This window comes from Polaromonas sp. A23 (assembly GCF_002001015.1).
Classification (GTDB): Bacteria; Pseudomonadota; Gammaproteobacteria; order Burkholderiales; family Burkholderiaceae_C; genus Polaromonas.
The window spans coordinates 308,079-328,645 of the sequence record NZ_MUNO01000022.1 but is presented as its reverse complement, the minus strand read 5'-3'; the positions used below and the strand labels follow the sequence as shown (position 1 = coordinate 328,645).

18 protein-coding genes are annotated in these 20,567 nt (G+C 59.7%); all 18 read left to right on the top strand.

Annotation, left to right across the window (positions count from 1 at the left end; translation table 11 throughout):
• Positions 1 to 164 precede the first annotated feature (164 nt).
• The 18 genes from B0B52_RS12935 to hisB all read left to right on the top strand — a co-directional run bounded on the left by B0B52_RS12935 (position 165) and on the right by hisB (position 20,487).
• On the top strand, positions 165 to 1,316 hold the full coding sequence (locus B0B52_RS12935; protein ID WP_077594044.1) for an ABC transporter substrate-binding protein: 1,152 nt from the start codon (positions 165 to 167) through the stop codon (positions 1,314 to 1,316).
• A 73-nt stretch (positions 1,317 to 1,389) separates the two neighbouring features.
• Positions 1,390 to 2,088, top strand: a complete 699-nt coding sequence (locus B0B52_RS12930; RefSeq protein ID WP_077594043.1) for a transposase — start codon at positions 1,390 to 1,392, stop codon at positions 2,086 to 2,088.
• Between the two features lie 226 nt (positions 2,089 to 2,314).
• Positions 2,315 to 7,111, top strand: coding sequence for a glutamate synthase-related protein (locus tag B0B52_RS12925; protein WP_077594042.1), 4,797 nt, complete (start codon positions 2,315 to 2,317; stop codon positions 7,109 to 7,111).
• A gap of 21 nt (positions 7,112 to 7,132) precedes the next feature.
• The gene (locus tag B0B52_RS12920) at positions 7,133 to 8,611 is read left to right on the top strand and encodes a glutamate synthase subunit beta (protein ID WP_077594041.1); all 1,479 of its coding nucleotides are present in this window, start codon (positions 7,133 to 7,135) and stop codon (positions 8,609 to 8,611) included.
• A gap of 601 nt (positions 8,612 to 9,212) precedes the next feature.
• Positions 9,213 to 10,058, top strand: a complete 846-nt coding sequence (locus B0B52_RS12915; RefSeq protein ID WP_077594105.1) for an ABC transporter ATP-binding protein — start codon at positions 9,213 to 9,215, stop codon at positions 10,056 to 10,058.
• Positions 10,055 to 10,849 carry a lipid asymmetry maintenance ABC transporter permease subunit MlaE gene (gene mlaE, locus B0B52_RS12910; RefSeq protein WP_174575494.1) on the top strand — a complete coding sequence of 265 codons (795 nt, stop codon included), beginning with the start codon at positions 10,055 to 10,057 and terminating at the stop codon, positions 10,847 to 10,849. Before B0B52_RS12915 ends, mlaE begins: the two co-directional genes overlap by 4 nt.
• Before the next feature lie 97 nt (positions 10,850 to 10,946).
• Positions 10,947 to 11,453 (top strand): outer membrane lipid asymmetry maintenance protein MlaD, encoded by a 507-nt coding sequence (gene mlaD, locus B0B52_RS12905; RefSeq protein WP_077594039.1) that lies wholly within the window; start codon positions 10,947 to 10,949, stop codon positions 11,451 to 11,453.
• On the top strand, positions 11,450 to 12,208 hold the full coding sequence (locus B0B52_RS12900; protein WP_077594038.1) for a VacJ family lipoprotein: 759 nt from the start codon (positions 11,450 to 11,452) through the stop codon (positions 12,206 to 12,208). The genes mlaD and B0B52_RS12900 overlap by 4 nt, the downstream gene beginning before the upstream one ends.
• Before the next feature lie 134 nt (positions 12,209 to 12,342).
• The gene (locus B0B52_RS12895) at positions 12,343 to 12,978 is read left to right on the top strand and encodes a phospholipid-binding protein MlaC (RefSeq protein WP_077594037.1); all 636 of its coding nucleotides are present in this window, start codon (positions 12,343 to 12,345) and stop codon (positions 12,976 to 12,978) included.
• Between the two features lie 18 nt (positions 12,979 to 12,996).
• The gene (locus B0B52_RS12890; protein ID WP_077594036.1) at positions 12,997 to 13,269 is read left to right on the top strand and encodes a lipid asymmetry maintenance protein MlaB; all 273 of its coding nucleotides are present in this window, start codon (positions 12,997 to 12,999) and stop codon (positions 13,267 to 13,269) included.
• A gap of 101 nt (positions 13,270 to 13,370) precedes the next feature.
• Positions 13,371 to 14,312, top strand: coding sequence for an ABC transporter ATP-binding protein (locus B0B52_RS12885; RefSeq protein WP_077594035.1), 942 nt, complete (start codon positions 13,371 to 13,373; stop codon positions 14,310 to 14,312).
• Positions 14,309 to 15,064, top strand: coding sequence for an ABC transporter permease (locus B0B52_RS12880; protein WP_077594034.1), 756 nt, complete (start codon positions 14,309 to 14,311; stop codon positions 15,062 to 15,064). The genes B0B52_RS12885 and B0B52_RS12880 overlap by 4 nt, the downstream gene beginning before the upstream one ends.
• A gap of 150 nt (positions 15,065 to 15,214) precedes the next feature.
• Positions 15,215 to 15,463 carry a BolA family protein gene (locus B0B52_RS12875; RefSeq protein ID WP_077594033.1) on the top strand — a complete coding sequence of 83 codons (249 nt, stop codon included), beginning with the start codon at positions 15,215 to 15,217 and terminating at the stop codon, positions 15,461 to 15,463.
• 8 nt (positions 15,464 to 15,471) lie between these two features.
• Positions 15,472 to 16,746, top strand: a complete 1,275-nt coding sequence (murA, locus tag B0B52_RS12870) for a UDP-N-acetylglucosamine 1-carboxyvinyltransferase (protein ID WP_077594032.1) — start codon at positions 15,472 to 15,474, stop codon at positions 16,744 to 16,746.
• 28 nt (positions 16,747 to 16,774) lie between these two features.
• The gene (gene hisG, locus B0B52_RS12865; RefSeq protein ID WP_077594031.1) at positions 16,775 to 17,422 is read left to right on the top strand and encodes an ATP phosphoribosyltransferase; all 648 of its coding nucleotides are present in this window, start codon (positions 16,775 to 16,777) and stop codon (positions 17,420 to 17,422) included.
• 7 nt (positions 17,423 to 17,429) lie between these two features.
• Entirely contained in the window at positions 17,430 to 18,803 is a 1,374-nt protein-coding gene (gene hisD / locus B0B52_RS12860; RefSeq protein ID WP_077594030.1) for a histidinol dehydrogenase, read from the top strand.
• Positions 18,800 to 19,876 carry a histidinol-phosphate transaminase gene (gene hisC / locus B0B52_RS12855; protein ID WP_077594029.1) on the top strand — a complete coding sequence of 359 codons (1,077 nt, stop codon included), beginning with the start codon at positions 18,800 to 18,802 and terminating at the stop codon, positions 19,874 to 19,876. Before hisD ends, hisC begins: the two co-directional genes overlap by 4 nt.
• The gene (gene hisB, locus B0B52_RS12850) at positions 19,873 to 20,487 is read left to right on the top strand and encodes an imidazoleglycerol-phosphate dehydratase HisB (protein WP_077594028.1); all 615 of its coding nucleotides are present in this window, start codon (positions 19,873 to 19,875) and stop codon (positions 20,485 to 20,487) included. The genes hisC and hisB overlap by 4 nt, the downstream gene beginning before the upstream one ends.
• The last annotated feature ends 80 nt before the right edge of the window (positions 20,488 to 20,567 follow it).

The following is a 20,567-nucleotide window of genomic DNA, read 5'->3' as shown; positions in this document are numbered from 1 at the left end:
GCATAGCCTTATGAGGTGTTGGCATTTTCCCAGAACCCTTTTTGCGGCTCAAACGACTAAGCTTGAGGCTGCTTTCAATTTGTTACAAAGCACTCAATAAATGCTACCTTTTAGGCAGGCAGGCATCTATCGTGCTTTGAAGCAGTGCACTTCAAAGGTATGACATGAAACTCAATAGACGCGCGCTCGTTATAGGCGGAATATCAGCTGGCGTGGCGGCATTCACCCCGCTGGCCCGGTCCCAGGCTGGCAAAGGTGGTCGCAAGATCGTAGTGGGCCAATCGGTCCCCTTGACCGGTGCAGCCGATCAGATTGGTCTGGCTTACCTCAATGGTGCAAAGCTCTACTTCGATGCGATCAACGCCAAAAACGGTGCGGCCGGCTACAAGATCGAAGTCAAGGCGCTTGATGATGGCTATATTCCCGCGAAGGCTGCCGCTAACGCCAAGCACCTGATTGATGAAGGGGTGGATGCGTTGTTTGGATTCGTTGGAACAGCCAGCTGTGACGCGGCTTTTGCCGTGGCCAAGCCGGCCAATACCCTGTTTTTTGCACCTTTCGCGGCGTCGGATGGGTTGCGTGAGGCAGCGCTAACCAATGCGTTTCACGTGCGCCCCGCCATGGCAGATGAGGCCTACAAGATGGCGCGCCATTGCGCAACATTGAACCAGGATCGCATTGCTGTCTTTGCCGAAGACGATGCGATGGGACGGGCAGGATTGGCCGCGGTCAACCAGGCACTTATTGACTTGAAGCGTCCGCCGCTTGTGGCGAGCGCCTTCGCCCCTGTCAACAGCGACAAAGTCGATGCTGCAGTTGCTCAATTGGTCAAGGCCCAGCCGCAGGCCATCATTCAAGTGAGCCTTTTCAATACGTCGGCGGCGTTTATTCGTGCCATGCGGAAAACCGGCTTTCCGGGGCAGCTTCTGAACTTCTCGGTTGTTGGAATTGATCCATTGTTCACCGCACTTGGCAAGGAAATCGGCGGTGTGGTTATTTCCCAGGTGGTGCCTTCACCGCGCAGCCTGGGAACTCCCATCATCAAGGAGTACCTGGACGCCATCAACCTGACCGACCAGACACCCAGTTACGAAAGTGTCGAGGGCTATATTGCGGCACGCACATTTGCTGAAGGCGTGCGGCGCAGTGCGGCCGGGGGCGGAAAGGCTGATCGGGCCGGGCTTCAGAAGGCTTTCGAATCCATGACCGACTATGACGTGGGTGGCTTTCGCGTGAATCTGCGCGCCAAAAAATACGAGTCCGTTCGCCTCGTTGATCTGGTGACCATCACGCCCGACGGCAAGGTGGTTCGTTAAGCGGGTAGCAGCAGACCAGGCGCCGGATTGGCTTCCCCTACTATGATGGTGCTGAACAACAGCGCACATCGTCATGGCCCGCCTTCCCCGTCTGAGTCTTCCTGGACAACTGCACCATATTGTCCAGCGCGGTAACAACCGGCAGGCGATTTTTTCATCTCCAGCGGACTACCAGACCCTGCTGGACTTGCTCGAAGAGCAGGCCAAAAAAAATGCCGTGGCAGTTCACGCCTACGTGCTAATGGGCAACCATTTCCATTTGCTGGTCACGCCTGAAGCTGCGGACTCCGTCCCCCGGATGATGCAGGCAGTGGGCAGACGTTATGTCCGCTATTTCAATGACAGTCAGGGGCGCTCCGGCACTCTGTGGGAGGGGCGCTATCGTTCAGCGTTGATTCAGCCCGAGTCCTGGCTTCTGCCTTGCATGGCTTATATGGATCTCAATCCAGTGCGGGCCGGGCTGGTACTCGAGGCACGCGACTATCCCTGGTCGAGTCATGGCCACTATGTGGGCTTGCGCAGCGACAAAGTGGTAACACCGCATTCCTTGTTCTGGGCGCTGGGAAACACCCCTTTTGGGCGCGAGGCAGCCTACGCAGAACAGGTGCAGGCGGGCGTTTCGGCTGTTCACCAGTTGGCGTTGACCCAGTCGGTGCTTGGTGGCTGGGCCCTGGGGACTCCCGATTTTGTCGCCGAGCTGCAAAAAGGGACTGAACGCAGGGTGGTTAAAACCCGGGCAGGCCGCCCCTCAAGAAAATCAGTCATGGGCTAAGCCTTCGACTCGAAGGTGCGAGCATGGGTGAACTTAATATGTCCCTAATTAAATTATTGAAGGGGCCAAGGTAAATTAATAGTTATCTGACCCCAATTATTTTGCTTGGCATTGTTGTTGCACTGCACTATGCTCGTTTTCCCGCGACATATTCAAGAATTAGGGTGGATGGTCATAAAAATGCGCTTTGCATTTCGGCTGTCCTTCCTCCGACCAGGAGTGCGCCATGACCACGGCAGCTGAAATTACACATTTTGAACAGAACGGCCTTTACAGTCCCTCGAACGAGCATGACGCTTGCGGCGTAGGGTTTGTAGCTCATATCAAGGGCCAAAAAAGCCATGCCATTGTTCAGCAGGGTTTGAAGATTCTTGAAAATCTGGACCATCGCGGCGCAGTCGGCGCCGACAAGTTGATGGGTGACGGTGCCGGTATCCTGATCCAGCTCCCGGACGCTCTGTACCGTGAAGAAATGGCCAAACAGGGCGTGAACCTGCCTCCTCCCGGCGAATATGGCGTCGGCATGGTTTTTCTTCCGAAAGAACACGCCTCCCGCCTGGCCTGTGAGCAGGCCCTTGAGCGTGCCGTGCGCGTGGAAGGCCAAGTTTTGTTGGGATGGCGCGACGTGCCGGTCAACCGTGACATGCCGATGTCGCCGACCGTGCGCGAAAAAGAGCCCATCTTGCGGCAAATTTTCATTGGCCGGGGCAACGATGTGATCGTGCAGGATGCACTTGAGCGCAAGCTGTATGTGATTCGTAAAACAGCCAGTGCTGCGATTCAACGGCTCAAGCTAACGCACAGCAAGGAATACTACGTTCCGAGCATGTCCAGCCGTACCGTGGTCTACAAAGGACTGCTGCTGGCCAATCAAGTGGGCACCTACTATCTGGACCTGCAGGATTTGCGCTGCGTTTCTGCCCTTGGCCTGGTGCACCAGCGGTTTTCGACCAACACTTTTCCCGAGTGGCCGCTGGCCCACCCTTACCGCTATGTTGCGCATAACGGCGAGATCAATACCGTCAAGGGCAACTACAACTGGATGAAAGCCCGCGAAGGCGTGATGTCTTCGCCGGTGCTCGGCGCCGATCTGCAGAAGCTCTATCCCATCAGCTTTGCCGACCAGTCCGACACGGCCACGTTCGACAACTGCCTCGAGCTTCTGACCATGGCGGGTTACCCGATCAGCCAGGCGGTCATGATGATGATCCCTGAGCCTTGGGAGCAGCACATCACCATGGACGAACGCCGCAAGGCCTTCTATGAATACCACGCCGCGATGCTGGAGCCGTGGGACGGCCCGGCCTCCATCGTGTTCACCGACGGCCGACAGATCGGTGCCACGCTGGACCGCAACGGCTTGCGTCCGTCGCGCTACTGCGTCACTGATGACGACCTCGTCATCATGGCCTCGGAATCAGGTGTGCTGCCCATTCCTGAAAACAAGATTGTGCGCAAGTGGCGCCTTCAGCCCGGCAAGATGTTCCTGATCGATTTGGAGCAGGGCCGCATGGTCGACGATGAAGAGATCAAGGCGACACTGGCTCACAGCAAGCCCTACAAGCAGTGGATCGAAAACCTTCGCATCCGGCTTGACGATGTGCAGGCAACCGCCGTGCCCGCGCCGACCGACGGCATGAAGATGGGCTCTGACGAGGCAAGCGCCACTTCTGCATCCAGCTCTGGCCTGAACGAATCGCATTCCCTGCTCGATCGGCAGCAGGCGTTTGGCTATACGCAGGAAGACATCAAGTTCTTGATGTCCCCCATGGCTGTCAACGGCGAGGAAGGTACAGGCTCCATGGGCAACGACAGTCCGTTGGCCGTGCTTTCCAACAAGAACAAGCCGCTCTACAACTACTTCAAGCAGTTGTTTGCACAAGTGACCAACCCGCCCATCGACCCGATCCGCGAAGCGATCGTGATGTCGCTGGTGTCATTCGTTGGTCCCAAGCCCAACCTGCTCGACATCAACCAGGTGAATCCGCCGATGCGGTTGGAAGTCAGCCAGCCGGTGCTGAACAGCGCCGACATGCTGAAACTGCGGGATATCGAAGCGCACACCCAGGGAAAATTCAAGAGCTACACCCTTGACATTACCTATCCGCTGGCCTGGGGTCACGAAGGCGTGGAAGCCAAGCTCGCGTCCTTGTGCGCCGAGGCGGTGGACGCGATCAAGAGCGGCAAGAACATCCTGATCGTCAGCGACCGCGCTATCAGCGCGGCGCAAGTGGCCATCCCTGCCGTGCTGGCGCTGTCTGCCATTCACCAGCATCTGGTCAAGGAGGGTTTGCGCACGACGGCGGGCCTGGTGGTGGAAACCGGCTCTGCCCGCGAAGTGCATCATTTCGCTGTGCTTGCCGGTTATGGTGCGGAAGCTGTGCATCCCTATCTGGCAATGGAAACCCTGGTCGAACTGGCGAAAGATCTTCCTGGAGATTTGAGTGCAGACAAGGCGATCTACAACTACACCAAGGCCATTGGAAAAGGCCTGTCCAAGATCATGTCGAAGATGGGTGTGTCCACCTACATGAGCTATTGCGGCGCCCAGCTGTTTGAGGCCATCGGCCTGAACCGCGCCACCATCGACAAGTTCTTCACGGGTACCGCCAGCCAGGTGGAGGGCATGGGCGTGTTTGAAATCGCCGAGGAAGCGCTGCGCATGCACAAAGCGGCTTTCGGCAACGATCCTGTGCTGGCCAACATGCTGGATGCCGGTGGCGAATATGCCTGGCGCGTGCGTGGCGAAGACCACATGTGGACGCCGGATGCCATTGCCAAGCTGCAGCATTCGACGCGATCGAACAACTGGAACACCTACAAGGAATACGCCCAGCTGATCAACGACCAGAACCGCCGGCACATGACCCTGCGTGGCCTGTTCGAGTTCAGGATCGATCCGTCGAAGGCGATTCCGATTGACGAGGTCGAGCCAGCCAAAGAGATCGTCAAGCGTTTCGCCACGGGCGCCATGTCGCTGGGCTCCATCAGCACAGAGGCGCATGCCACGCTGGCCGTTGCGATGAACCGCATCGGCGGCAAGAGCAACACCGGTGAGGGCGGTGAAGACCCGAACCGCTACCGCCAGGAACTCAAAGGTATTCCGATCAAGAAGGGCGAAACGCTCAAGAGTGTGATCGGCGAAAGCGTGGTCGAAGTGGACCTGCCTTTGCAGGACGGCGATTCGTTGCGCTCGCGCATCAAGCAGGTCGCTTCGGGCCGTTTCGGCGTGACCGCGGAATACCTGGTGTCCGCTGACCAGATCCAGATCAAGATGGCCCAGGGCGCCAAGCCGGGCGAGGGTGGCCAGCTGCCTGGCGGCAAGGTCAGTGAGTACATCGGACAGCTGCGCTATTCCGTTCCAGGCGTTGGCCTGATCTCGCCGCCACCGCATCATGATATCTACTCGATTGAAGATCTGGCTCAGCTGATTCACGATCTGAAAAACGTCAATCCGCGCGCCAGCATCAGCGTCAAGCTGGTCAGTGAAGTGGGTGTCGGCACGATTGCCGCCGGTGTGGCCAAGGCCAAGTCCGACCACGTTGTGATTGCGGGCCATGACGGCGGAACCGGTGCCTCGCCGTGGTCGTCGATCAAGCATGCCGGCTCTCCGTGGGAAATTGGTCTTGCTGAAACCCAACAGACATTGGTGCTCAATCGACTGCGCGGTCGTATTCGTGTGCAGGCCGACGGTCAGATGAAGACGGGTCGCGATGTGGTGATTGGTGCGTTGCTGGGCGCCGATGAATTCGGCTTCGCCACGGCGCCGCTGGTGGTGGAAGGCTGCATCATGATGCGCAAGTGCCACCTGAACACCTGTCCTGTTGGCGTTGCGACGCAGGACCCGATCCTGCGCCAGAAATTCAGCGGCAAGCCCGAACACGTCGTGAACTACTTCTTCTTCGTTGCGGAAGAGGCGCGTCAGCTGATGGCCCAGCTCGGCGTTCGCAAGTTCGACGACCTGATCGGGCGCGCTGACCTGCTCGACACCCAGAAGGGAATTGAACACTGGAAAGCCGATGGCCTGGACTTCTCGCGGTTGTTCTACCAGCCCAACGTGCCGGCCGACGTACCGCGCATGCACGTCATGGCCCAGGATCATTCCCTGGACAAGGCCCTGGATGTGCGCCTGATTGAAAAATCAAAAGCGGCGCTCGAAAACGGCGAGAAGGTCCAGTTCATCGAAGTGGCACGCAACGTCAACCGTACCGTCGGGGCCATGCTCTCGGGTGAATTGACGCGCCGCCGTCCCGAGGGCTTGCCCGACGACACGCTTCGCATCCAGCTGGAAGGAACGGGAGGGCAGTCTTTCGGTGCCTTCCTGGCCAAAGGCATCACCATGTATTTGATCGGCGATGCGAACGACTACACCGGCAAGGGCTTGTCGGGCGGGCGCATTGTGGTGCGTCCGAGCATTGATTTCCGCGGTGAAGCTGTCAAAAACACCATTGTTGGCAACACGGTGTTGTATGGCGCAACCACTGGCGAGGCTTTCTTTAGCGGCGTGGCGGGCGAGCGTTTTGCCGTGCGCCTGTCGGGCGCCACGGCGGTGGTCGAGGGCACTGGGGACCATGGGTGCGAATACATGACCGGCGGCACGGTGGCGGTACTGGGCAAGACGGGTCGCAATTTTGCAGCCGGCATGAGTGGCGGCATAGCCTATGTGTACGACGAAGACGGCCAGTTCGCCAAACGTTGCAACACATCCATGGTGTCGCTGGAAAAAGTGCTGCCCGCGGCGCAACAGGAGGCTGGCAGCGACGAGGCGATCTGGCATGGCGGCAGGACCGATGAATCGCAGTTGAAAAAACTGCTCGAGGACCACAACCGCTGGACCGGCAGCAAGCGCGCTCGCGAATTGCTGGACAACTGGGCGGAGGCTCGCGGCAAGTTCGTCAAGGTTTTCCCGCTGGAGTACAAGCGCGCGCTGGGCGAAATGGCTGCGAAAAAGCTGGCAGTTGCCGCGGCTGTCAAACCGTCGTCCAAACCGGCAGCTGCAAAAGCAAGCAAAGCCACTGCCTAAAAAAGTATCTGGAGCAAGCACATGGGAAAAGTTACCGGTTTCATGGAATTCGAGCGCGTTGAGGAGGGTTACAAACCCGTACCCGAACGCCTGAAAAACTACAAAGAGTTTGTCATCGGACTCGATGATGCGCAGGCCAACAAGCAGGCGGCAAGGTGCATGGATTGCGGCACGCCGTTCTGTAACAGCGGCTGCCCTGTCAACAACATCATTCCTGACTTTAATGACATGGTGTTTCGCGCGGACTGGAAGAGTGCGATTGAAACTTTGCACAGCACCAACAACTTCCCGGAATTCACCGGCCGCATTTGCCCGGCGCCTTGCGAAGCTGCCTGCACGCTCAACGTGAATGACGATGCTGTTGGCATCAAGTCCATCGAGCACGCCATCATCGACCGGGCCTGGGCCGAAGGGTGGGTTCGCCCCCAGCTACCGGCGCACAAAACCGGCAAAAAGGTAGCCGTGGTCGGTTCCGGCCCCGCCGGGCTGGCTGCTGCCCAGCAGCTGGCGCGTGCCGGCCATGATGTGACCCTGTTCGAGAAGAATGATCGTGTCGGTGGTTTGCTGCGTTACGGCATCCCGGATTTCAAAATGGAGAAGATCCATATCGACCGCCGGGTTGAACAGATGCAGGCCGAAGGCGTTACCTTCCGCACGGGTGTCCTGGTCGGCAAGACCAAAGACCCGCTTGGCAAAGACTCGAAAGTGACCAACTGGGCCAAGGAAACCATCACGCCTGAGCAACTGCAAAAAGACTTCGATGCGGTCTTGCTGACGGGCGGAGCCGAACAATCACGTGACCTGCCGGTACCTGGCCGTGACCTGACCGGTATTTATTTCGCAATGGAATTTTTGCCGCAGCAAAACAAGGTCAATGCGGGCGACAAGGTCAAGGACCAGCTGCGCGCCGACGGCAAACATGTCATCGTCATCGGCGGTGGCGACACCGGCTCCGACTGTGTGGGTACCAGCAACCGCCATGGCGCGGCCAGCGTGACCCAGTTCGAATTGATGCCGCAACCACCCGAAGAAGAAAACCGGCCGCTCACATGGCCGTACTGGCCCATCAAACTGCGCACCTCTTCCTCCCACGAGGAAGGCTGCGAGCGCGAATTTGCCATTTCCACCAAGGAGCTCATTGGCGACAAGGGCAAGGTGACCGGCCTGAAAACCGTGCGCGTCGAATGGAAGGACGGCAAGATGCAGGAAGTGGCGGGCTCCGAGCAGACCCTCAAGGCCGACCTCGTACTGCTCGCCATGGGTTTTGTCGCTCCTGTGGCGGCCGTGCTCGATGCCTTCGGCATCGAAAGGGATGGGCGCGGCAACGCCAGGGCGACGACGGATTTCACCGGTGGTTATGCGACCAACGTGCCCAGGGTTTTTGTTGCGGGCGACATGCGCCGAGGCCAGAGCCTGGTGGTGTGGGCGATTCGCGAGGGCCGGCAGGCTGCGCGCTCAGTCGATGAGTTTCTGATGGGGTACAGCGACCTGCCGCGCTGAAACAGCATCGGCCCTCACAAATCGCCCCGGTGGGGCGGCTTGACGATCGCGCAGGCTGACGCCCGCGCGGCGCGCGAGGGCCGGCAGGATGCGCGTTCAGTCGATGAGTTTCTGATGGGGTACAGCGACCTGCCGCGCTGAAACAGCATCGGCCCTCGCAAATCGCCCCGGTGGGGCGGCTTGACGATCGCGCAGGCTGACGCCCGCGCGGCGCGAGGGCCGGCAGGCTGCACGTTCCGTCGACGAATTCTTGATGGGTTTCAGCGACCTGCCTCGCTGAAAAAGGTGAACTCTGCGAATGACCGGTGGATTGCAGGGGGCAGGGGCCCAGTGGGAAGGTGCAAGGTAGTCATTGATTTGCTATCAAAATAAGAGCTGCTGGCGTCCGTAACATAAGGGCAAGATGCCGATTTCCCTTGAAGAAAGAGCTGAATGGGTTCTTGCAGGGGCTTCTTGTCGGTTTCCGGGACTTCGCCCCATGTTCATGGGATGGGGTTTAAGGGTTATGTCAGCTGTTGAAGCCGGCGACTTGGGGCAAACCCTTTATCATTCAGGCATTGCAATCGAAACCTGCCGCTCGGGCCGGTTTTTCATCCCCCCAATGTCTGACAGCGCGCCCCCTCTTGTTGAATTCAAGCATGTAACCTTTGCCTATCCTGGTGCACAGGGTGATCGCGTCATCCTGAACGACATCACATTGTCGGTGCCGCAAGGCAAGGTGACGGCGCTGATGGGGGCCTCCGGAGGCGGCAAAACCACCGTGCTGCGCCTGATAGGTGGCCAGCAGAAGGCCGGCAGCGGCGAGGTGTTGTTTGACGGAAGCAACGTCACAGCCATGGGCCAGGCAGACCTGTATGCCGCGCGGCGGCGCATGGGCATGTTGTTCCAGTTTGGCGCGCTGTTCACCGACCTCAGCGTGTTTGACAACGTGGCCTTTCCACTGCGCGAGCACACCGCGCTGAACGAAGAAATGATCCGCGATGTGGTGTTGATGAAACTCAACGCCGTCGGCTTGCGCGGTGCCCGGGCCCTGATGCCCAGCGAGATCTCCGGCGGCATGGCGCGGCGTGTGGCGCTCGCCCGTGCGATGGTGCTGGATCCGGAGCTGATCATGTACGACGAACCCTTCGCGGGGCTCGACCCGATTTCTCTGGGAACAGCTGCACAGCTCATACGCCAGCTCAACGACACGTTGGGCATTACCAGCGTTGTGGTGTCGCACGACCTGGAGGAAACCTTCCGCATTGCCGACAAGGTCATCATTCTGGCCAATGGCGGCATCGCGGCCCAGGGCACGCCTGATGAAGTTCGCCACTCCACCGACCCGCTGGTGCACCAGTTCGTCAACGCGCTTGCGGAAGGGCCGGTTCAGTTCCATTACCCGGGTCCCAATGTGTCCGACGATTTCGGGCCGCAGGCGGTAACGCGCAAGGGGCCGCGCGCATGAGTCAGTCTCCGCTTATCCGCATGGTCGCCGACCTGGGCTTTGCCACGCGCTGCAAGTTGGTCGAGATCGGCTACGGTGCCCGGATGATGTTCCGGCTGCTGTCATTGACCGGGCCGGCTTTCGCCAGGTTTGGTCTGATCCGCGACCAGATTTTCTTTTTGGGCAACTACTCGCTGGCCATCATCACCGTCTCGGGCCTGTTTGTCGGTTTTGTACTGGGCTTGCAGAGTTATTACGCGCTGCAGCGCTACGGATCTTCGGAAGCCCTGGGTTTACTCGTTGCCTTGAGCTTGGTGCGTGAACTTGGCCCGGTTGTTACGGCGCTGCTGTTTGCCGGGCGGGCGGGTACTGCCCTGACTGCGGAAATCGGCTTGATGAAAGCCGGTGAACAGTTGTCGGCCATGGAGATGATGGCGGTGGACCCCGTACGCCGCATTCTGGCCCCGCGCTTCTGGGGCGGTGTGATCGCCATGCCCCTTCTGGCAGCGGTTTTCAGCGCAGTGGGCATTCTGGGCGGCTGGGTGGTTGGCGTGCTGATGATCGGCGTGGACGCCGGCGCTTTCTGGAGCCAGATGCAATCCGGTGTCGATGTCTGGCGCGATGTCGGGAACGGTGTCGTCAAAAGCTTTGTGTTTGGCGTGACGGTCACCTTTATTGCGCTGTTCCAGGGCTTTGAGGCTCAAGCCACACCCGAAGGTGTGGCACGAGCGACCACGCGCACTGTGGTGCTCGCGTCGCTGGCGGTGCTCGGCCTTGATTTCATTCTTACCGCACTGATGTTCAGCGTGTGATTTATGTCACCTTACCAATGCCCTCTCCCAATGCGAAAATCAGCTTTCTGCCTCTGGCTTGGCGTATGCCAGATGCCGTGCACTCCTAGGAACCAAGATGCAACGCTCGAAAAATGACCTCTGGGTCGGCCTGTTTGTTTTGGTGGGCGCAGCTGCCATTGTTTTCTTGGCTTTGAAGGCGGCCAACCTGTTGACGCTCAGCTTCAGCACCTCTTACCCGGTGGTCGCCAAATTCGACAACATTGGTGGTTTAAAGCCACGCGCCGCCGTCAAAAGTGCGGGAGTAATTGTCGGTAGAGTAGAAAATATTACATTTGATGACAAATCCTATCAAGCCAGTGTTAATCTGGCCATGGAAAGTCGGTACGTGTTCCCCAAGGACAGCTCGCTGAAGATTCTGACGAGCGGATTGTTGGGCGAACAATATATCGGCGTGGAAGCGGGTGCTGACGAGAAAACTCTGGCTGCGGGTGATGTGATCAAACAGACACAGTCGGCCGTGGTGCTGGAAAACCTGATCAGCCAATTTTTGTACAGCAAGGCGGCGGACGGCAATTCCAGTCCGGCAAATACACCGCCTTCAGGGAATAACGATAAAAAATGAAAACACGAATCACGATGAAATGGCCCGGCTTGGGGGCCGCCTTAATGGCTCTTGCACTGTTGCAGGGCTGCGCGACCGGACCCAACCCGCGCGATCCTTTTGAACCCTTCAACCGCAGCATGTCCCGTTTCAACGATGGTCTGGACGATGCCATCGTCAAGCCGGTGGCGCAGGCGTACCAGGGTGTTGTGCCGTCGCCGGTACGCACGGGCGTGAACAACTTTTTCGGCAATCTCTCGGATGTCTGGTCCCTGGTCAACAATGTCCTTCAGGCCAAGCCGGAAGCGGCGGTCGACAGTTTGATGCGGGTGAGCGTCAATACCGTGCTTGGCTTTGGCGGCCTGCTGGACTGGGCCACCGAGATGGGCATAGAAAGGCACCGCGAAGACTTCGGCAAGACCCTCGGACGCTGGGGTGTTGGCACCGGGCCTTACCTCGTGCTGCCGGTGTTGGGCTCCTCCACGGTACGCGATTCGGCCGCGTTGATTGTGGATACCAAGGGCGATCTCGTGCTGCAGATCGACCATGTGCCGACCCGGAATTCACTTTATGTGCTGCGTGTTGTCGATCTTCGGGCCAGCCTGCTGCGTGCGGGTGATGTTCTTGACCAGGCTGCACTGGACAAATACAGCTTTACGCGTGACTCCTACCTTCAGCGCCGCGGTGCTGTTTTTGAAACCAATGGGGACACTGAAGAGCGGTACGACCTGCCCGAAGGCCGGTCAAACGCTCCGGTCAAGGCTCCGGCCAAGTAAAGATCGCTTACATCCCGTGCTGGAACTTCACCAAGCAGTCTGAACCAAGCTACACGAAACCCTGTCAAATCAAATACTGCCGATGAATGCCCAACCTTGGGCTGGCAGTATTTTGAAGACCCCGAAAGGAAACCATGAACCGTCGAATTTTCAGTCATATTTTGGGTGCCTCTTTGTCCTTGGCGCTGCTGGGCGCAGGATCTCTGGCGCGTGCCGGCGATGAGGCGCCTGATGCCCTGATCAAGCGTACCTCCAACGAAGTGCTGGACACCATCAAGTCTGACAAGGCTATCCAGTCCGGAGACATCAGCAAGATCATTTCGCTGGTGGACGGCAAGGTCATGCCTCATGTGAATTTCACCCGCATGACCGCGGCTACAGTGGGGCGCAATTGGCGCCAGGCCACGCCTGAACAGCAAAAACGCCTGCAGGAGGAATTCAAGATCCTGCTCGTCCGTACCTACTCCGGGGCACTTTCCCAGGTCAAGGACCAGACTGTCAGTGTGAAACCGCTGCGCGCAGCGCCTGCAGATACCGAAGTGGTGGTGCGCACCGAAGTCATCGGACGAAGCGAGCCGATCCAGCTTGACTACCGCATGGAAAAAACGCCCACCGGCTGGAAAATCTATGACCTCAATGTGCTCGGCATCTGGATGGTGGAAACCTACCGCACCCAGTTTGCGCAGGAAATCTCCACCAAGGGTGTGGATGGCCTGATCGCTGCGCTGGCCCAACGCAACCAGACCAACAGCGTTGCCAAAAAGTCCTGAACGCCAGGGAAAACGTCTGTGCTGATATTTCCGGTGCAATTGACACACGACTTGGCTGAGCCGGCGTTCAGGGAACTGAAACCGCAGTTGCTCGCCCAGACCGGAGGGGTGGTGGTGGCGGATGCGGGCGCACTGGTCACATTTGACTCTTCGGCGCTGGCGGTCTTGTTGGCGTGCCGCAGGGAGGCTCTGGCCGCTGGCAAGACCTTTTCGGTGCTGGCTCTGCCGGCCCGTCTGCGTCAACTTGCCGGCCTTTACGGGGTGGAAGAGCTGCTCCCGGTAGCTACTTGAGCCGAAGCGGCAGGGCAGGCGTCAGATCTGGCGGGGCGTAATGCCCTTATCTGGGACGGAGCCGGCAGACTGCGCGCTTGCCCCCTTAAAATAGCTGGCTCATGCCCGCTATCTCATTCCAGTCCGTCTCCAAAACCTACCCATCGACTCGAAGCCAGACCGGTCCCGGTGTGCGGGCGCTGGACAACGTCAGTTTTGATATCCGGCAAGGCGAATTTTTTGGCTTGCTGGGACCCAACGGCGCTGGAAAAACCTCCCTGATCAGCATTCTGGCGGGACTCTCGCGGGCCAGCAGCGGCCGGGTACTGGTGCACGACCGCGATGTGGTGAGCGACTATGCCGATGCCAGGCGCATGCTGGGCATCGTCCCGCAGGAGCTGGTGTTTGACCCCTTTTTCACGGTACGCGAGGCGCTGCGCATCCAGTCCGGTTATTTCGGCGTCAAAAACAACGACGACTGGATTGATGAGCTGCTGGCCAGTCTGGGGCTGACCGACAAGGCCCACGCGAACATGCGCCAGCTCTCGGGCGGCATGAAGCGCCGCATGCTGGTGGCGCAGGCGCTGGTGCACAAACCCAGGGTCATCGTGCTCGACGAGCCCACAGCCGGCGTCGACGTGGAACTGCGCCAGACCCTGTGGCAATTTATCGCCAGACTGAACAAGCAGGGCAGCACGGTGCTGCTGACCACCCACTACCTGGAGGAAGCAGAAGCCCTGTGCAGTCGCGTCGCCATGCTCAAGCAAGGGCGTGTGGTGGCGCTGGCACAGACATCCGAACTGCTCAAGGCGGCTTCATCGAACGTGCTGCGCTTCAAGATCGACAGCGAACTCCCCAAAGCGCTGGCTGACAAGGCCCGCATCACCGGCCGCATTGTGCAGCTGCCGGCGCACAACGCGCATGAAATCGAGCAATACCTCAGCGCCATCCGCGAGGCCGGGCTGGTGGCGGAGGATGTGGAGATCCGCAAGGCCGACCTGGAAGACGTGTTTCTTGAGGTGATGGCCGAAAAAATCGGCATGCCTGCAGGAGTGCCGGCATGACTGGTTGGCAGACCCTGTTTTACAAGGAAGTTCTGCGTTTCTGGAAAGTCGGCTTCCAGACCGTGGGCGCGCCCATTCTCACGGCCGTCATGTACATGCTGATTTTTGGCCATGTACTGCAGGACCAGGTCAAGGTCTACGGTAGCGTCAGCTACACGGCTTTTCTGGTGCCGGGGTTGGTCATGATGAGCGTGCTGCAAAACGCTTTCGCCAACAGCTCGTCTTCACTGATCCAGAGCAAGATCATGGGCAGCCTGGTGTTTGTGCTGCTGACGCCGCTGTCGCACTGGCACTGGTTTTTTGCTTATGTCGGATCGTCGATCGTGCGGGGGCTGGCGGTCGGCCTGGGTGTGTTTGTGGTCACTGTTTATTTTGGCCAGCCCAGCTTCACTGCGCCGCTGTGGATTGTGGTGTTCGCGGTGCTGGGGGCGGCGCTGCTTGGCGCGTTGGGCCTGATTGCCGGTTTGTGGTCAGAGAAGTTCGACCAGATGGCGGCCTTCCAGAATTTCGTCATCATGCCCATGACATTCCTGAGTGGCGTTTTTTACTCCATCCACTCGCTGCCCCCGTTCTGGCAAACCGTTAGCCACCTGAACCCGTTTTTCTACATGATCGATGGTTTTCGTTACGGCTTTTTCGGCGTTAGCGATGTCTCGCCCTGGTTGAGTCTGGCCATAGTCGGCGCTGCCTTGCTGGTCATTAGTGGTGTCGCGGTGAATTTGCTGCGTATTGGCTACAAAATCAGGCACTGAACATATGGCCCCCACGTTCGTGCACTCCGTGTCGCTCTCTGCCCCCCGAGGGGGCGCTGCGCCTGCGGCCCGGCAAAGCCGGTTCCGCGGCCCTGGCTGAAAAATGCCGTTTCAGCGAAACAACAGTAATTACCAGCCTGACAAAAAAACATGACCAGCGAAGAACTCCAAACCATCATTGCCGCAGGCCTGCCCTGTGAGCACATTGACCTGTCCGGCGACGGCAGGCATTGGTATGCCACCATTGTGTCTGCCGCTTTTGAAGGCCAGCGCCTGATCCAGCGTCACCAGCGCGTCTATGCGACGCTGGGCGGGCGCATGCAGAGCGATGAAGTGCATGCCCTGTCCATGAAAACCTACACGCCGGCCGAATGGGCCGCCAGCAACGCACAAGAATAGACAAACACATGGACAAACTACTCATCAGGGGCGGTAAATCGCTCGCCGGCACCGTCGACATTTCGGGTGCCAAGAATGCCGCCCTGCCCGAGCTGTGCGCAGCGCTGCTGACCGCTGACACGGTCACGCTGGAGAACGTGCCTCGCCTGCAGGACGTGGCCACCATGCTCAAACTGATCCGCAACATGGGCGTGAGCGCCGAGCGCAACGACAGTACCCCCGGCACCGTCATCATCAATGCGGGCGGGTTGAGCTCCCCTGAAGCACCCTACGAACTGGTCAAGACCATGCGTGCCTCTGTGCTCGCGCTGGGCCCGCTGCTGGCGCGTTTCGGCGAAGCCACCGTCTCGCTGCCCGGCGGCTGCGCCATTGGCTCGCGGCCGGTAGACCAGCACATCAAGGGCATGCAGGCCATGGGTGCCGACATCGTGGTTGAACACGGCTACATGATTGCCAAACTGCCGGCTGGACAAAAGCGGCTCAAGGGCTGCAGCATCACGACCGACATGGTCACTGTGACCGGGACTGAAAACTTCCTGATGGCAGCCAGCCTGGCCGAGGGAGAAACCATTCTTGAAAACGCGGCGCAGGAGCCCGAGATCGGCGATCTGGCTGAGATGCTGATCAAGATGGGCGCGAAGATCGAGGGTCATGGAACCAGCCGCATCCGCATCCAGGGCGTTGAGCGCCTGCATGGCTGCACGCACCAGGTGGTGGCCGACCGCATCGAAACAGGCACTTTCCTGTGTGCGGTTGCAGCGGCGGGCGGCGATGTGGTGCTGCGTCATGGCCGGGCCGACCATCTCGAAGCCGTGATCGACAAGCTGCGCGAGGCCGGTGCCGTCGTCACTGCTGGCGACGGCTTCATCCGGGTCCAGGCTTCGGGGCGGATGCAGGCGCAGTCCTTCCGCACCACCGAGTACCCCGGTTTCCCGACCGACATGCAAGCACAGTTCATGGCGCTCAATGCCATCGCCGAAGGCTCGAGCAAGGTAACAGAAACGATTTTTGAGAACCGCTTCATGCACGTCAACGAGATGGTGCGGCTGGGCGCGAAGATCGAGATCGACGGTAAGTTTGCGGTCATCGACGGGGTTGAAAAACTCTCCGGCGCCACGGTGATGGCGACCGACCTGCGTGCCTCTGCCAGCCTGGTGATTGCCGGCCTGGTGGCCGAGGGTGAAACCCTGGTGGACCGCATTTATCACCTGGACCGCGGTTACGACCAGATGGAAGCCAAGCTGCGCGGCATTGGTGCCGATATAGAACGGATCAAATCATGATCACGCTCGTCAACCAGGAGTCGCAAGCATGATCACGCTCGCTCTGTCCAAAGGCCGCATTTTCGACGAAACCCTGCCGCTGCTTGAAGCGGCCGGCATCAAGGTGCTGGAAGATCCGGAAAAATCGCGCAAGCTGATCCTGGCGACCAACCGGCCCGACGTGCGGGTGGTGCTGGTGCGCGCCACCGATGTGCCGACCTATGTGCAGTACGGCGGTGCAGACATCGGCGTGACCGGCAAGGACACGCTGATCGAGCACGGCGGCCAGGGCCTGTACCAGCCGCTAGACCTGCGGATTGCCAAATGCCGCATGAGTGTGGCGGTGCGTGCCGGTTTTGACTACGAGGCCGCCGTGAAGCAGGGCTCGCGCCTGAAGGTCGCAACCAAGTTTGTCAGCATCGCACGCGATTTTTTCGCGACCAAAGGCGTGCACGTGGACCTGATCAAGCTCTATGGCAGCATGGAGCTCGCACCCCTGACGGGCCTGGCCGATGCGATTGTCGATCTGGTCAGCAGCGGCAACACGCTCAAGGCCAACCACCTGGTCGAGGTCGAGCAAATCATGGACATCAGCTCGCACCTGGTGGTCAACCAGGTCGCGCTCAAGCTCAAGCAGGCGCCGCTGCGCAGCATCATCGATGCTTTTGCCTCCGCTATCGGCAAACCTACCGCCTGAAAGCGCTATGAATTTTATAGCTACTCCCGTCCGTATTTCAACGGCCAGCAGCACTTTTGAGGCAGAGTTTCAGGCTCGCCTGCATTGGGCGGCCGATACTGACGCGGCGATCGAGCAGCGCGTGGCCGACATCCTGGCCGACGTGCAAAAACGCGGTGATGCTGCCGTGCTGGAATACACGGCGCGGTTTGATGGCCTGTCGGCCGGGGCTATGGCCGGGCTGGAACTGACGCAGGCAGATTTCAGGGCTGCGTTTGATGCCATTCCCGCTGCCCAGCGTGAGGCGCTGCAGGCTGCCGCCGCGCGGGTGCGCAGCTACCACGAGGCCCAGAAGAAGGCCTCCGGCGAGAGCTGGAGCTACCGCGACGAAGACGGCACGTTGCTGGGCCAGAAGGTCACGCCGCTGGACCGCGTGGGCATTTACGTTCCTGGCGGCAAGGCGGCCTACCCGTCCAGCTTGCTGATGAACGCCATCCCCGCCCATGTGGCCGGGGTGCAAGAGATCATCATGGTGGTGCCCACGCCGGTGCGCGGCAGTGTGGCCACGGGCGGCTCGGGCAATCAGGCTGCTTCCAGCAAAGGCGAGCGCAATGAGCTTGTGCTGGCTGCGGCCTACGTGGCGGGTGTCACGCGCGCCTTCACCATCGGCGGCGCGCAGGCGGTGGCCGCACTGGCCTACGGCACGCAAACCGTGCCCAAGGTCGACAAGATCACAGGCCCCGGCAACGCCTATGTGGCCAGCGCCAAGAAACGCGTTTTTGGCACGGTGGGCATCGACATGATTGCCGGTCCCAGCGAAATCCTGGTGCTGGCCGACGGCAGCACACCGGCCGACTGGGTGGCCATGGATTTGTTCAGCCAGGCCGAACACGACGAGCTGGCGCAAAGCATTCTGCTGTGTCCGGATGCCGCCTACATCGACGCCGTTCAGGAAGCCATTAACCGCCTCTTGCCTGGCATGCCCCGCGCCGAAATCATTGCGAAGTCGCTGAACGACCGTGGTGCGCTGATCCACACCCGCAGCATGGAAGAAGCCTGCGCCATCAGCAACCGCATTGCGCCCGAACACCTGGAAGTCTCCAGCCGCGACCCGCACAAGTGGGAACCCCTGCTCAAACATGCCGGTGCCATCTTCCTGGGCGCCTACACCAGCGAATCGCTGGGTGACTACTGCGCCGGCCCGAATCACGTGTTGCCCACCAGCGGTACCGCGCGTTTTTCCAGCCCGCTGGGCGTGTACGACTTCCAGAAACGCTCCAGCATCATCGAAGTCAGCGAAGCCGGTGCGCAGACGCTGGGCAAGATTGCTGCCGAGCTGGCTTATGGCGAAGGCCTGCAGGCGCATGCCCGCGCTGCCGAAATGAGATTGAAAAAACAATGAACGACGTTGCCCCCGGGCTCAAAAAACTGATCAGGCAAGACGTGCAGTCCATGCACGCTTATGCCATCCAGGATTCGACCGGCATGGTTAAGCTCGATGCGATGGAAAACCCGCATCGCCTGCCGCCGGCGCTGCAGGCACACCTGGGCCAACGCCTGGGCGCCCTGGCGCTGAACCGCTACCCGGACGGTCGTGTCAACGACCTGCGCAAGGCGCTGGCCGATTACGCGCAGATGCCCGAAGGCTTCGACATCATGCTGGGCAACGGCTCGGACGAGCTGATTTCGCTGCTGGCCATGGCCTGCGATGTGCCGGGCGCCTCCATCCTCGCGCCGCTGCCCGGCTTTGTGATGTACGGCATGAGCGCCCAGCTGCAAGGTCTGAAGTTCATCGGTGTGCCCCTGACGCCTGATTTCGAGCTGGACGAGGCCGCCATGCTCGCTGCGATCAAGCAACACCAGCCGTCCATCATCTACATTGCCTACCCGAACAACCCGACCGCCAACCTGTGGGACGACGCCGTTATCGACAAAATCATTGCGGCGGCGCCCGGCCTGGTGGTGTTCGACGAGGCTTACCAGCCCTTTGCCAGCAAAAGCTACATGGGCCGCATTGCCGGCCACAGCCACGTGCTGCTGATGCGCACGATGAGCAAGTTCGGCCTGGCCGGCGTCCGCCTGGGTTACATGGTGGGTCCGAAAGCGCTGATCGCCGAGATTGACAAGGTGCGCCCGCCCTACAACATCAGCGTACTCAACTACGAGTGCGCGCTGTTTGCGCTCGAACATGCCGAGGTATTTGCGACGCAAGCCCAGGAAATACGGGAGCAGCGCGCTATCCTTTTGGAAGCGCTGCGGGGGCTGCCGGGCATAAAAACCTGGAAAAGCGACGCCAATATGATCTTGGTGCGGGTGCCCGATGCCCAGAAAACCTTCGATGGCATGCGGGCACGCAAGGTGCTGGTCAAAAACGTTTCTAAAATGCATCCATTGCTGGCCAATTGCCTACGCCTGACCGTCGGCACCGCCGACGAGAACCGGCAGATGCTGGCAGCCCTCAAAGAATCACTATGACCACCCCTACCGCCGCCATGGCACCGCGCACCGCCGAAGTCTCGCGCAACACCGCCGAGACCCAGATCACCGTCAAGCTCAACCTGGACGGAACGGGCAAGGCCAGCCTGTCCACGGGCATCGGTTTTTTCGACCATATGCTGGACCAGATTGCCCGGCACGGCTTGATTGACCTGGACATCCAGGCCAAGGGCGACCTGCACATTGACGGCCACCACACGGTGGAAGACGTCGGTATTACTTTCGGTCAGGCGGTGGCCCAGGCCGTCGGCGACAAGAAAGGCCTGCGCCGCTACGGCCACGCCTATGTGCCGCTGGACGAAGCGCTGTCGCGCGTGGTGGTCGATTTTTCGGGCCGACCCGGCCTTGACATGCACGTGCCTTTCAAGAGCGGCATGATCGGTACTTTCGACAGCCAGCTGGCCTACGAGTTCTTCCAGGGCTTTGTGAACCACGCTTTCGTCACCCTGCACATCGACAACCTCAAGGGCGACAACGCCCACCATCAGGCCGAAACCGTCTTCAAGGCCTTCGCCCGGGCCCTGCGCATGGCGCTGGAGATCGACCCGCGGGCTGCGGGCGTGATTCCTTCAACCAAGGGCTCGCTGTAACTAGCCTTCATATGTTTTTGGCCTCCAGCCCTTGCTGCACGGGCGCAAGCAGCTATAAAAATCGTAGCAAAACTTCATCC